Origin of the sequence: Mycobacterium helveticum (assembly GCF_007714205.1) — a bacterium.
In the GTDB taxonomy this organism is placed as follows: Bacteria; Actinomycetota; Actinomycetes; order Mycobacteriales; family Mycobacteriaceae; genus Mycobacterium; species Mycobacterium helveticum.
On record NZ_VMQU01000141.1, the window covers coordinates 1 to 13,071 of the forward strand.

12 protein-coding genes and 2 pseudogenes are annotated in these 13,071 nt (G+C 70.5%); 8 read left to right on the top strand and 6 right to left on the bottom strand.

What is annotated here, in order from left to right; translation table 11 throughout:
• A pseudogene (locus FPZ47_RS23235) lies at positions 1-906 on the top strand (PE domain-containing protein); the annotation flags it as partial.
• Positions 907-1,149: 243 nt separating this feature from the next.
• On the opposite strand, the gene FPZ47_RS23240 reads toward FPZ47_RS23235, so the two are convergent.
• Complete coding sequence (locus FPZ47_RS23240) at positions 1,150-2,958, bottom strand: hypothetical protein (protein WP_168209546.1); 1,809 nt, start codon at positions 2,956-2,958, stop codon at positions 1,150-1,152.
• On the opposite strand from FPZ47_RS23240, the gene FPZ47_RS23245 reads away from it, so the two are divergent.
• Positions 2,924-3,868 (top strand): NAD-dependent epimerase/dehydratase family protein, encoded by a 945-nt coding sequence (locus tag FPZ47_RS23245; RefSeq protein WP_168209547.1) that lies wholly within the window; start codon positions 2,924-2,926, stop codon positions 3,866-3,868. The two genes, FPZ47_RS23240 and FPZ47_RS23245, sit on opposite strands and share 35 nt — an antisense overlap.
• Here the strand turns inward: FPZ47_RS23245 and FPZ47_RS23250 are convergent.
• Genes FPZ47_RS23250 through FPZ47_RS23260 form a run of 3 tightly spaced genes read right to left on the bottom strand, consistent with a single transcriptional unit; the run spans position 3,865 to position 6,221 of the window.
• Positions 3,865-4,206, bottom strand: coding sequence for a DUF2304 domain-containing protein (locus FPZ47_RS23250; protein ID WP_144955788.1), 342 nt, complete (start codon positions 4,204-4,206; stop codon positions 3,865-3,867). The genes FPZ47_RS23245 and FPZ47_RS23250 overlap by 4 nt on opposite strands.
• A gap of 32 nt (positions 4,207-4,238) precedes the next feature.
• Positions 4,239-4,940 (bottom strand): glycosyltransferase family 2 protein, encoded by a 702-nt coding sequence (locus FPZ47_RS23255; RefSeq protein WP_144955790.1) that lies wholly within the window; start codon positions 4,938-4,940, stop codon positions 4,239-4,241.
• A 21-nt stretch (positions 4,941-4,961) separates the two neighbouring features.
• The gene (locus FPZ47_RS23260) at positions 4,962-6,221 is read right to left on the bottom strand and encodes a hypothetical protein (RefSeq protein WP_144955793.1); all 1,260 of its coding nucleotides are present in this window, start codon (positions 6,219-6,221) and stop codon (positions 4,962-4,964) included.
• A 98-nt stretch (positions 6,222-6,319) separates the two neighbouring features.
• On the opposite strand from FPZ47_RS23260, the gene FPZ47_RS23265 reads away from it, so the two are divergent.
• Positions 6,320-7,405, top strand: a complete 1,086-nt coding sequence (locus FPZ47_RS23265; protein WP_144955797.1) for a DUF475 domain-containing protein — start codon at positions 6,320-6,322, stop codon at positions 7,403-7,405.
• Between the two features lie 13 nt (positions 7,406-7,418).
• Here the strand turns inward: FPZ47_RS23265 and FPZ47_RS23270 are convergent, their stop codons facing one another.
• Entirely contained in the window at positions 7,419-7,907 is a 489-nt protein-coding gene (locus FPZ47_RS23270; RefSeq protein ID WP_144955800.1) for an inorganic diphosphatase, read from the bottom strand.
• Between the two features lie 102 nt (positions 7,908-8,009).
• On the opposite strand from FPZ47_RS23270, the gene dacB reads away from it, so the two are divergent.
• The 4 genes from dacB to hpt are packed head-to-tail and all read left to right on the top strand — an operon-like array spanning position 8,010 to position 12,060.
• Positions 8,010-9,398, top strand: a complete 1,389-nt coding sequence (dacB, locus tag FPZ47_RS23275; protein WP_144955820.1) for a D-alanyl-D-alanine carboxypeptidase/D-alanyl-D-alanine endopeptidase — start codon at positions 8,010-8,012, stop codon at positions 9,396-9,398.
• On the top strand, positions 9,395-10,438 hold the full coding sequence (locus FPZ47_RS23280) for a zinc-dependent metalloprotease (protein WP_144955818.1): 1,044 nt from the start codon (positions 9,395-9,397) through the stop codon (positions 10,436-10,438). Before dacB ends, FPZ47_RS23280 begins: the two co-directional genes overlap by 4 nt.
• Positions 10,417-11,400: a tRNA lysidine(34) synthetase TilS gene (gene tilS / locus FPZ47_RS23285; RefSeq protein ID WP_144955803.1), complete on the top strand. Its 984-nt coding sequence runs from the start codon at positions 10,417-10,419 to the stop codon at positions 11,398-11,400. The genes FPZ47_RS23280 and tilS overlap by 22 nt, the downstream gene beginning before the upstream one ends.
• 48 nt (positions 11,401-11,448) lie before the next feature.
• A complete protein-coding gene (gene hpt / locus FPZ47_RS23290) occupies positions 11,449-12,060 on the top strand; it encodes a hypoxanthine phosphoribosyltransferase (RefSeq protein WP_168209548.1) in 612 nt (203 codons plus the stop codon).
• Between the two features lie 7 nt (positions 12,061-12,067).
• Here the strand turns inward: hpt and FPZ47_RS23295 are convergent.
• A pseudogene (locus FPZ47_RS23295) lies at positions 12,068-12,309 on the bottom strand (SIMPL domain-containing protein); the annotation flags it as partial.
• Between the two features lie 393 nt (positions 12,310-12,702).
• Between FPZ47_RS23295 and FPZ47_RS23300 the strand changes: the two are divergent.
• Entirely contained in the window at positions 12,703-13,002 is a 300-nt protein-coding gene (locus FPZ47_RS23300) for a PE family protein (RefSeq protein WP_144955809.1), read from the top strand.
• The last annotated feature ends 69 nt before the right edge of the window (positions 13,003-13,071 follow it).

Here is a 13,071-nt window from a genome sequence, read left to right on the forward strand (position 1 = left end):
CATCCGGGCCTCGCGGGGAAGGGGTCAGGATTCTCCGTCATCGACACCATCCACGTGGACAACAATCCGTACGGGGTGGCGGTCAATTCCAGCGGCGACGTGTACGTCACCAACGATGTCAGTAGCGGCACGGTGACGGAGATCAGCCTCTCAAACAGCATCACCGGTAATCCCGTCACCGTGGGCAGCAACCCGGACGCGGTAACGGTCAGCCCCGGAACTAACGCCGTGTACGTGGCCAACGCAGGCAGCGACACGGTATCGGTGATCAGCTCCTCAGGCAGCGTCACCGCCACAATCACCGTGGGGGACAATCCGGTCGCGGTAGTGGCGGGCTTCCGAGGCGAAGTTGATGCCGCCAACAACGTCAGCAGCTCGGTATCGTATAGCGCCCCCTCCCCCAGCTCAAGCACAGCCGCCCCCAGCGTCCCCGTGGGCAAGGGACCGGACTCGATGGCGACCAACTCCAGCAACCTCGACAGCGACGTGTATGTCGCCGACGGAGGCAGCGGCGCAGTATCGAAGCTCAGCCCCTTTGGAAACACTGTCCTCGATACCTACACTGTGGGCGGTCATCCGGACGGGCTGGCGGTCAACTCCAGCGGAGACATCTATGTCGGCACCGCCGACGGCAACACGGTGACGGAACTCAACTCCACCGGCACCGTCATCAACACCATCACCGCCGGCACCAACCCGGACGCGCTCGCGGTCAACCCCACCACCGGCACCGTCTACGCGGCCAACGCGGGTAGCAACACGGTGTCAGAGATCAGTTCCTCGGGCACCGTCATCGGCACCGCCTCCGTGGGCGGCGTCCCGGACGGGGTGGCGTTCAACGCCACCAACGGAGACGTGTACGTCACTGTCGGCAGCGCCGACACGGTGGACGTTCTCGGTGGGTAGGGTCAGCCGCGGTGTTGCCGATCAGGGGACGCCCCGGCAACACCGCGGTCGGGTAGTGGACCGCGCCAAGAACGTCGTGCTGCACCGTGCCCAGGTCGGATCGGATCGTGGTCGCGATCCCCGACGACGGGGTCAGCAGGGGTCAGCACCCGCCGCGTCGGTCGTTGCGTACGCGTGTCCCCCGGCCCCGGGCAGAGAGGCGATCCCGCGCGCCCCGGGCGGCTGCACGGTTCACCTGATGCCTCAGGCCGGCGTCAGGAAACCCACGGGCCCCGACGCGAGGCACAACGACAGCGCGGCGGTGTTGGCGCGCACCGTGATCGCCTCCCCGGCACCCGGCAGGCGCACGAAAACCCGGTTGAGTCCCGGATGCACCGGAACCCGGACGTCGGGTCCCTGGTTCAGCGACAACGTCATCGACCCGTCGCTGTTGGCCAGGTAGTTCAGTTCGACGGTCCAGTCGGCGGGCAGCAGGGGCCCGTCGAGCACCAGCCGCGCCGGTTTGTCCGGCTGCGCGAAGTACCCGCACCGCGGCAGCGGTCCCGGCACGATGGTGCGCACCCACGTCACGTGCGCGTCGACCAGCCGGCCCGAGCTGTCCAGCATGCGCAATTGTGTTGTCGCCGAGGCGAATTCCGGTCGGTTCCGGACCAGGGCGAACAGGTGGCTGGCCAGGTTCTCTGGTCCGACGACCCGCTGTAGCACCAGCGGGTCGACCTCCTGGTCGAGCAGCGGCGCCTTCGAGGCCGCGTGCGCGGTCGCCAGGCCGGCCAGGGCGTTGCGCAGGTAGGGCTGCGCGGGGTTGTCGCGCCAACTCGCCAGAAACGTCGCCGTCGAGTACAGGCTGCTGGCCACGAACGCCGCCGCCAGCACACCCACCGCCACGGTGCGCCCGGGAGAGGCGTCCAGCCGGCGCGCCGGGCCCGGCCGGTTGGGGGCGCACAGCGCGACGGCGGCCAGCAGCGTCAGCACGACGACGAGATCGGGCAGATACCGCAGCGTCTGGGCGAGCTCGAGTGCGGTCAGCTTCGACGAGCGCATCAGGTAGATCGGCACCTGGCAGGCGACGGCGTAGCCGGCCGCGGTGAGCCAGACCGGTCCGATGCGCTGCTTGCGGACCAGGGACAGCGCCAGCAGCCCGGCCAGCACCAGCCAGCCGAGCGCCATCACCGCCGGGCCGGGCGCGGCCCACGGGGAGGCCGGGGCCCACCGGTCCCAGCGCCACGGCCCGCCGGCCAGCCCCGGCACGATGCCGTGGGTGACCGATCGCCACAGCAGCGCCCCGGTCATCGACGGGTCGAAACTCCACCGCCGCTGGTTGACGACGGCCAGATAGACCGCCACCCAGGCGAGGGTCAGCGCCAGGCAGGCCACCCACAACCGCACACCGGCCCGCCACACCGTCCGCAGAGCCGACCGGTCGCCCCCCACGTGAGCCAGCAATGCGGCCACGGCAAAGGCGACGAACGGAATCACCGCGGCCTTCTCGAAGAACACCAGGCCCGCGAGGTAGGCCAGCGCACCGGTCACCGCGTAACGCCGGTTGCCGGTGCGCACCAGCAGGATCGCGTCGGCGCACACCCAGGACAGCGCGGCCAGCATCGGCAGCGAGTTCAGCGCCGCCGCCCACCAGGCGAACCCGGGCACCGCCAGCGGGGTGAACAGCGCGAACGTCAACGGGATCAGCAGCACCGGGCGCCAGCCCAGGATGACGTACAGGGCGCGCAGCAGGGCCAGCGAGACCAGCAGCGCCAGCAGCACGAGGCTGATCGCCGGGCCCGTCCAGTCCAGGGGTGCGGCCCGGACGATGGCGCCGGCGAGCAGGAACGCGGCCGGCATCAGGTGACCGTCGTGGTCGTCGAACAGGTACGACGGCGACCACAGCCCCTCGGTGCCGGCCTTGCCGACGAGAATCAGGTCGTCCCAGTAGAAGTAGCCGCCGAACGCCAGCACGGCGCGGATGCCCAGCTGCACCGCGATCAGCGCGGCGGCGGCCACGGCTATGTATGGTGGCCCGGTGCGCGCACTGGTCACCGGGGCAGCCGGATTCATCGGGTCGACGCTAGTCGACCGTCTGCTGGGCGACGGTCACACGGTGGTGGGGCTGGACAACTTCGCGAGCGGGCGGGTGGCCAACCTCGAGCACCTGGCCGGCAACCCGGCCTATGACTTCGTCGAGGCCGACATCGTGACCGCGGAGCTGGACGACGTCCTGGACCGGCACCGCCCCGAGGTGGTGTTCCACCTGGCGGCGCAGATCGACGTGCGGCGCTCGGTCGCCGACCCGCAGTTCGACGCGTCGGTCAACGTGCTCGGCACGGTCCGCCTGGCCGAGGCGGCGCGCCGCGCCGGTGTCCGCAAGATCGTGCACACCTCCTCGGGCGGGTCCATCTACGGCGTCCCGGCGCGCTACCCGACCCCCGAGACGGTCCCCACCGACCCGGTGTCGCCGTATGCCGCGGGCAAGGTGGCGGGGGAGATCTACCTGAACACCTTCCGCCACCTGTACGGCCTGGACTGCTCGCACATCGCCCCGGCGAACGTCTACGGTCCCCGCCAGGACCCGCACGGCGAGGCCGGCGTGGTGGCGATCTTCGCCCGGGCGCTGTTGGCGGGCAAGCCCACCAAGGTGTTCGGCGACGGCGGCAACACCCGCGACTACGTGTTCGTCGACGACGTGGTGGAGGCCTTCGTCAAGGCCTCCGGCGAGGCGGGCGGCGGGCAGCGTTTCAACATCGGCACGGGCACCGAAACCTCGGACCGGCAACTGCATTCGGCGGTGGCGGCGGCCGTCGGCGCGCCCGACGACCCGGAGTTCCATCCGCCGCGGCTCGGCGATCTGAAACGGTCCTGCCTGGACATCGGCCTGGCCGACAGCGTGCTGGGCTGGCGCCCGCAGGTGGACCTGGACGAGGGCGTGCGCCGCACCGTCGACTACTTCCGCCGGGTGCGCACGGGCTAGCGTTGCCCGGGTGCCTGCGCGCCCTCGAGCGCGACCGCCCGGGCCAGCCGCGCGTAACGCAACTCGAGGTCCTTGAACCGCAGGTAGGTGCTCAGCGTGGTGAAGCTGAACGCCATGATCAGCGCGTAGAGCATCAGGTCGGTGCCGCGGCGCACCCCGAACCATTGCGCGACCACCGAGGTGTCGTCCGGCCGCAGCACGGCATAGACACCGGCCAGCACGAAGGCGATGTATCCGACCTTGACCCAGGCCCGCGACCGCGCGCTCCTGCGCGACCGCAGCAGATAGAAGAGCAGCGCGACGATCGACCCGATCAGCAGCACCTGGATCCAGTTCATCTGTCAAGTCCTTTTCATCTCGGGAGTCCTTTTCATCTCGGGAGCCTGCCCCGAAGGAACCCGTCGAAGATGATGTTGACGCCGTTGAGCAAGGGCTGCCCTTTGGACTTCGAGTAGTCGGTGTAGAGCACCTCGACCGGTTGTTCGGCCACCCGCCAGTGGTTTTCGTCGATCAGCATGACGAACTCGTTGGCGTGGCTCATGCCGTTCATCGTGATGTCGAGCCCGTCGGCGACCTTCTTGTTGAACACCCGCAGCCCGTTGTTGGTGTCGGTCAGGCCGAGGCGGCGGCCGCGCCGGCTCAGCCGCGCGGCGGTCTGCAGCACAACGCGTTTCAGCAGCGGTGGCCGGCTGCCCTCCCGGCCGCCGAAGCGGGTTCCGATCACGACGTCGACGTCGCCCGCGCCGAGCCGGTCCACCATCGCGGCCAGGTCTTTGACACGGTGCTGGCCGTCCGCGTCGAACGTCGCGAAAAGCCGCGCCCCGGGCTGTTTTCGGGCGTACTCGACGCCGGTCTGGATTGCGGCGCCCTGGCCCAGGTTGACCGGGTGGCGCACCAGGTGGGCGCCGGCCCGCAGCGCGATCTCGCCGGTGCCGTCGGTGCTGCCGTCGTCGACGCAGACGACGTGGTCGAAGACCGTACGGACGTCGGCGATCACCTCGCCGATGACGGCGGCCTCGTTGAAGGCGGGGATGACGATCCAGACGTCGGGATGGTGCTGTTCGATCCCCACAAAATACACCCAGGGCACCGGTCAGCCGGTGACGCGCCCCGCGCGCGAGAGCGCCACCAGGTGCACACCGATCCCGACCAGCGGACCGCACAACAGGCCGACCACGGTGCGGGCCGGCAGCGGCAGCGGCACCGTCAGCAGCAGTCCCGACGCCACCGTCGCGACCACCCAGCCGAGCGAATACGCCCGATGCAGCGCGGCGGCGACCGCGGCGGCACCCGTCAGCGTCAGCATCGCGATGGCCACCGCGGCGGCGGTCAGCCAGGCCAGCAGCGCGCCGCTGGCCTGGTACTGCGCCCCGAACCCGAGCCGCAGCAGCCACGGCCCCATCACCCCGGCGGCCAGCACTCCGACGGCCCCGATGCCGCCGATCACCCCCGCCGGTGCGAGCAGCGCCCGCAACCGGTCGTCGCGTTCGTCGACGAAATGCGCGATCAGGTTGCCCTGCATCGCGGTCAGCGGCACCAGCAGCGGCGCGCGGGTCAGCGTCACCGCCAGGATGATCACGCCGCCCGGCGCCCCGAGTTCGTCACTGGTCAGCTTCAGCAGCACCGGGAACCCCATCACCAGGATCGCGCTCGCACCGGCCGCGGTGATCGAATGGGCGGCGCCGCGCAGGAAGGTCGCCGTGCCGCCGGGTGTCAGCAGGCGGGCCGCGAGCCGCGCCGTCGGCGAGGCCACCAGCATGATCAGCCACGCCACCGCGCCGGCCACGGTCGCCCACAGGAACCCGGCGAGTCCCCAGCCCAGCGTGAACGTGGCCGCGGCGATCGCCACCCGGATCGCCGCGTCGGTGACCATCAGCGCCCCGTACTGCGTCCACCGGTCGGTGCCGGCCAGCATGCCCAGCAGCGCGGCGTGCAGGCAGAACCCGGCCAGCCCGACGCTGAGCAGCACGACCGACAACCAGCGGTCGGCCACGAACACCCGTGCGCTCCACAATGGCGAGCTCCCGGCGATGACGACCGCCGCGGCCACCCCGACCAGCGCGGCAACCCGCAGCGGGTGGGTGCGCGCGCCCGGTCGCGCATCCGCACCGGCGAGGTGGCGCGTCGCCCGGACCTCCCGCGTGGTCTCCTGCAACAGCCCGTTGGCCGCGCCGGTGACCAGGCCGAACGCGCCCCAGAACACCCCGAACACCGAGAACCCGCCCGGGGCCAGGTCCCGGGCGGCCAGATAGATCACCGCGTAGCCGCACAGCGCGGTCAGCGCGGTCGCGGTGCCGACCCGGGCCATGCTGCCGCGTGCGACCGGACCGCTGGTTGCCCCGACCTCGGTCACCGGGGCGGCACCCCCGGCCGGCCGACCCGATGCAACGACACAGCCTGAAGATAGTGCGACCGGGTTTCGCTAATGTGGGCGGCTGTCGGGAAGGATTCATGGCCGCGTTCCGCATTTTCGGGGCCTCGCTGTTGCTCACCGCGGCGGCCCTCGCGCTCGGATACGCCCACGGCGGCACCAGGGGCCTGTTCCTGCTGCTGGTACTGGCGGTGCTCGAGGTGTCGCTGTCCTTCGACAACGCGATCATCAACGCCGCGGTCCTCAAGCGGATGAGCCCGCTGTGGCAGCGGATGTTCCTGACGGTCGGGATCCTCGTCGCGGTGCTCGGGATGCGGCTGCTGTTCCCGCTGGTCATCGTCTGGGCGAGCGCCGGCATCGACCCGGTGCGCGCGATGGAGCTGGCGTTGCATCCGCCGCCGCACGGCGCGCTGGTGTTCCCGGACGGCTCACCCAGCTACGAGAAGCTGGTCATCGCCGCGCACCCCCAGATCGCGGCGTTCGGCGGGACGTTCTTGTTGATGCTGTTCCTGGATTTCGTCTTCTACGACCGAGATATCAAGTGGCTCAAGTGGATCGAGGTGCCATTCGCCCGCATCGGCCGGCTGGGCCAGGTGGCGGTGAGTGTCGCACTGGTTGCGCTGGCGCTCGTCGGCAACGGGTTGACGCACTCCGGCGAGGAGCGTGCGACGGTGCTGACGGCGGGATTGCTGGGCCTGGTCGCCTACCTGGTGGTCAACGGCCTGAGCCGGGCGTTCCGTCCCGCCGACGTCGAGGAGGTGGGGGCCCACGCGCCCCCCGGCTCGGCGGTCGGCAGGGCCGGGCTGACCCTGTTCCTCTACCTCGAGGTGCTCGACGCCGCCTTCTCGTTCGACGGGGTGACCGGCGCCTTCGCGATCACCTCGGATCCGATCGTCATCGCGCTGGGTCTGGGGGTGGTGGGCTCGATGTTCGTCCGCTCCATCACCATCTACCTGGTCCGCCAGGAGGCACTGGACCGCTACGTCTACCTCGAGCACGGCGCGCACTGGGCGATCGGCGTGCTGGCCGTGATCATGCTGATCTCGGTGGAGCCGCGGTTCCACCTCCCCGAGATGTTCACCGCGTCGGTCGGGGCCATCTTCGTGGGGGCGGCGTGGACCTGGAGCGTGCTGCGCAACCGCCGCGACTCCAGGTCCGCCGCCTGACTTCCCCGCGGTGTCAGTGCCCCTCGGCCTTGAACCGCTCGATCGACCGCTGGATCTCGGCCTCGGCCTCGGCGCGGCCGACGAAGTCGGCCGCCTTGACGAACTTGCCCGGCTCCAGGTCTTTGTAGTGCACGAAGAAGTGTTTGATGGCTTCGAGTTCGTATTCCGGCACGTCGCCGATGTCCTGGATGTGCTCCCAGCGGTGGTCGCCGGCCGGCACGCACAGCACCTTGTCGTCGCCGCCCTTCTCGTCGGTCATCCGGAACATCCCCACCGGACGCGCCTCGACCATCACACCGGGGAACACCGACTGCGGCAGCAGCACCATCGCGTCCAGTGGGTCGCCGTCTTCGCCGAGCGTGTCGTCGATGAAGCCGTAGTCGGTCGGGTACCCCATGGCGGTGTACAGGTAGCGGTCGAGCTTCAACCGCCCCGTCGCGTGGTCGACTTCGTACTTGTTGCGCTGGCCTTTCGGGATCTCGATCGTCACGTTGAATTCCACCGTGCTGGCTCCTTTGTCTGAATCGGGCGTGTCGCGGATCCACCCTATTCGATGCGTCTTGCGCCTTGTTCGGCACAATGGGGTCAGACAGTCAGGAGAGTGATGGGTCCTACTCGCTGGCAAAAATCAACCCGGGTACTGGTCGGGTTGGCCGTGCTGGTGTTTGTGGCCGCGGTGGTCGGGACAGCAATATTCCTGACCACCAGCGGGCACCGCGGCGGCGGCGTGCGGGCCACCGCGCCGCCGCCGCGCCCGCCCACGGTGAAGCCGGGGCTGGTCCCGGTCAGCGACAGCGCGGAGACACCCAGTGCCGCGGGGATGGCGGCGGCCTTGGCGGCCCTGGCGGCCGACCCGAACCTGGGCAGGCTGGGCGGCCGCGTCACCGATGCCATGACGGGCATGGAGCTCTGGCAGGTGGCCGACGACCTGCCGCTGGTGCCCGCCTCGACCAACAAGATCCTGACCGCGGCCGCGGCGCTGCTGACGCTGGACCGGCAGGCCCGGATCAGCACGCCGGTGGTGGCCGGCAGCCAGAACGCGCAGGGGCCGGTCGTGCTGGTCGGTGCCGGGGACCCGGTGCTGTCGGCGGCGCCGCCGGGCGCGGAGACCTGGTACAAGGGTTCGGCACGCATCAGCGACCTCGTCGAGCAGATCCGTCGCAGCGGCGTGACGCCGACCACGGTGCAGGTGGACACCTCGGCCTACACCGGCCCGACGCTCGCGCAGGGCTGGGATCCGGCCGACGTCGACAACGGCGACATCGCGCCGATCGAGTCGGTGATGATCGACGCCGGGCGCATCCAGCCCACCACGGTGAACTCGAGACGGTCGCGCACCCCGGCTCTCGACGCCGGGCGGGAACTGGCCACGGCCCTGGGCCTGGACCCCGCCGCCGTGACGATCGCCACGGCGCCCCCGGGGGCGCGGCAGCTGGCCGTCGTGCAGTCGGCGCCGCTGATCGAGCGGCTGTCGCAGATGATGGAACACTCCGACAACGTCCTGGCCGAGTGCATCGCCCGTGAGGTGGCCGCCGCCATCAACCGGCCGCGCAGCTTCGCCGGCGCGGTCGACGCGGTGACCAACCGCCTGAGCACCGCACACGTCGACACCGCCGGGGCCACGCTGCTGGATTCCAGTGGGCTCTCGGTCGACGACCGCCTGACGGCCAAGACGCTCGACGGCACGGTGCAGGCGGCCGCGGGGCCGGACCAGCCCGGGCTGCGGGCGCTGCTGGATCTGCTGCCGGTCGCCGCCGGCAGCGGGACGCTGGGCGACCGCTTTGTCGACTCGGCGAGCAACCAGGGCCCCGCCGGCTGGCTGCGAGCCAAGACCGGCTCCCTGACCGCCGTCAACGCGCTGGCCGGGGTGGTCACCGACCGCAGCGGACGGGTCCTCACCTTCGCGTTGCTCTCCAACGATGCGGGCCCCAACGGCCGCAACGCGATGGATGCGCTGGCGGCCAGGCTGTGGTTCTGCGGATGCGCGACGTGACCGCGGCGCCCGACCTGACGCTCGGCACCGCCGTCGACTGGGGCTTTGCGGCCACCGTCGGGCAGCGGCTGGCCCGGCCGGGCCCGCCGTTCAGTGACTACACCCGCCGCCAGGTGATCGACGAGCTGACGGGCGCGGCCGCCAAGGCCGAACCGCCGGTGCGCGACGTCACGGGTCTGGCCACCAACGGGTCGGTGGCGGCGGCCCGCCTCGTCGACCGCCGGGAGTGGGTGCGGGCCGCGGCCGAGTCGATGCGGGTGATGACCAACGGGACGGAAAAGCCGCGGGGCTTACTCACCGGCCGCGTCACCGGCGCGCAGACGGGCGCGGTGCTGGCGTTCGTCTCCTCCGGGATCCTCGGGCAGTACGACCCGTTCGCGGCCGCGAAAGAGGGATGCCTGCTGCTGGTGTACCCGAACGTCATCGCCGTCGAGCGGCAGCTGCGCATCGACCCGTCCGACTTCCGGCTGTGGGTTTGCCTGCACGAGGTGACCCATCGTGTGCAGTTCACGGCCAACCCCTGGCTGGCCGACTACATGTCCGAGGCGCTGGGGCAGCTGACCCAGGGCGCCGGCGACGACATCGGGCAGGTCACCGCCCGGCTGGCCGACTACGTCCGCAGCCGCGGCGCGGGGGCCGATGCCGGGTCGTCGGGGATTCTGGGCCTGGTGCGGGCCGTGCAGTCCGAGCCCCAGCGCGACGCCCTGGATCAGTTGCTGGTGCTGGGGACGCTGCTGGAGGGCCATGCCGACCATGTGATGGACGCCGTCGGGCCGGTGGTGGTCCCGTCGGTGGCGACCATCCGCCGCCGCTTCGACGAGCGTCGCCACCGCAGGCAGCCGCCGCTGCAGCGGGTGCTGCGCGCCCTGCTGGGGCTCGACGCCAAACTCAGCCAGTACACCCGCGGCAAGGCGTTCGTGGACCACGTGGTGGGGCGGGTCGGCATGCAGCGGTTCAACACCGTGTGGTCGGGGCCCGACACGCTGCCGCTGCCGGCCGAGATCGACGAACCCCGGCGATGGATCGACAGGGTCCTGTAGGGCAGCTGCGCGCGGCCGTCGAGGCGTTCGCGGCCACCCACCTGCCCAGCGATCCCGGCGGCGGGCGGTGGTGTGTGGCGCTGTCCGGCGGCCCGGACTCGCTGGCGCTCACCGCGGTCGCGGCCCAGCTGCGGCCCACCGCCGCGCTGATCGTGGACCACGGGCTGCAGCCCGGCTCTGCGGCCGTCGCCGAAACCGCCCGCAAGCAGGCGGTCGCATTGGGATGTGTTGACGCACAGGTGCTTTGCGTACAGGTCGATGCGCCGTTCGGCCCCCAGGGCGGTCTCGAGGCGGCCGCGCGCGCCGCGCGCTACGCGGCGCTGGGCACCCACCGCGACGGCCCGGTGCTGCTGGGTCACACGCTCGACGACCAGGCCGAGACGGTGCTGCTGGGGTTGGGGCGCGGCTCCGGGGGGCGCTCGCTGGCCGGGATGCGCGCGCACGACCCGCCGTGGTGCCGGCCGCTGCTGGGGGTGCGCCGCAGCCTGACCCACGCCGCGTGCCGCGCGCTGGGCCTGACCGCCTGGCAGGACCCGCACAACGCCGACCGTCGTTTCACCCGGACCCGGCTGCGCCTGGAAGTGCTGCCGCTCCTCGAGGACGTGCTGGGCGGGGGGGTGGCCGAGGCGCTGGCCCGCACCGCGACGGCGCTGCGCGAGGACACCGCGCTGATCGACGCGCTCGCCGCGCAGGCGATGCCCGGGGTGCGGACGGGCCCGGACCTGAACGCCCGGGCGCTGGCCGGGTTGCCGGCGCCGGTCCGGCGCCGGGTGATCCGTGGCTGGCTGCTGGACGGCGGGGCGATCGGGCTGAGCGACAAGCAGATTCGGGGCATCGACACCCTGGTCACGGCCTGGCGTGGGCAGGGCGGGGTGGCGATCGGGTCGGCCCTGCGCGGTCAGCGGCTGATCGCGGGGCGACGCGACGGTGTCCTGACCATGTGGCGCGAGCCGGTCCGGTAACCGCAATATCTGAGCCCGTTGGTTTTTCGCGCTCCGACATGGCACGCTGTGCTCGTGGCGCAGACCTCCTCGGCGATCACCCCGGCCCAGCCAACGGAGCTCTACCCGGGGGATATCACGTCGGTGCTGCTCACCGCCGAGCAGATTCAGGCCCGGGTGAACGAGCTCGGCGAGGAAATCGGCACTCACTACCGCGAGTGCATCGCCGAGGCCGGCCAGGACCTGCTGCTGATCACCGTGCTCAAGGGCGCTGTGATGTTCGTCACCGACCTGGCGCGCGCCATCCCCGTGCCGACGCAGTTCGAGTTCATGGCGGTCAGCTCCTACGGGTCCTCGACGTCGTCGTCGGGTGTGGTGCGGATCCTGAAGGACCTGGACCGCGACATCCAGGGCCGCGACGTGCTGATCGTCGAGGATGTCGTCGACTCCGGCCTCACGCTGTCCTGGCTGCTGCGCAACCTGAGCAGCCGGCAACCGCGGTCGCTGCGGGTGTGCACGCTGCTCCGCAAACCCGACGCGCGGGGCGCCAACGTCGAGATCGCTTACGTGGGCTTCGACATCCCCAACGACTTCGTCGTGGGTTATGGCCTGGATTACGACGAGCGCTACCGCGACCTGTCGTACATCGGCATGCTGGACCCGCGGGTCTACCAGCAGTAGCCCGGCCTCAGTCCAGCTCCCGCACCGCGGTCACCGAGAAGCGCACCGTCTGCTGCCCGGGCTCGAGCGGCGCGGCGGCGGGCATGGTCTTCGGGCGCCGGGCGACCCCCGGGGTGGGGTTCTGCCCGTGGCCTCGGAGAGGAAAAGCACCTTGCCCAGCCGCAGGCCGGACAGCTGCGCGCACCGGCCGGCGCGGTTCTTGGCGTCGCCGAAAGCCCGCGCCCGCGCATCCTTGACGAGCCGGGAGTCGCCCGACGTCGGGGGCGGTGAACTCGATGCCGACGTCGGCGGCGACGACGATCGAGCGGCGGACGAAGCCCCGAATGCTCAGTTGCGGCAGGCGGTGCACCTGAGCGCCTCGAACCGCCCAGGTGTCGCCAGCAAAGCATAGTGTGTAGCGTTTCCACCACATGAAATTTCATTTCTAACTCTAATCATATTTGTTTCCAATCACTTTCATGTCGTGCACATAAAATGCAGCACATGCGTACAGCTAAGTGAACAGTTGCCGGCGCCGCGGTGAACATGACCCGCGGGGACTGTAATGGCGCGACATTGCGCGCTTAACATGTCCGAAGTTTTGCGGCAGTGGCCGATCGGCCGCTGAAATACATTGAATATCAGCATCTTTAAGGAGACGACATGTCAAATGTGATCGCGCGTACGGAGATACTGGCGGCGACTGCCGGGAAGCTGCATTCCCTCAACGCGGCGTTGCAGGTCGGGGCAGCGGCGGCCGCCGCGCCGACGACCGGTGTTGTTCCGGCCGCCGCCGACGTGGTGTCCTTCCTGACTGCCGCGCAGTTCGCCTCGCACGCAACGCTTTACCAGGAGATCAATGCCCACGCCGCGGTGGCCCGGGAGCAGTTGGCAACCATGCTGGCCATCAGCACCGGTTCCTATGCGGCCACCGAAGACGCCAACACCGCCTTGGTCGGCTAGGCCCGTTTTCCGCATAGTTGGGGGTTTAGGTTTGCGGTTTTGGGTGTTGTTGTGGTGCTGCGTGTTTCG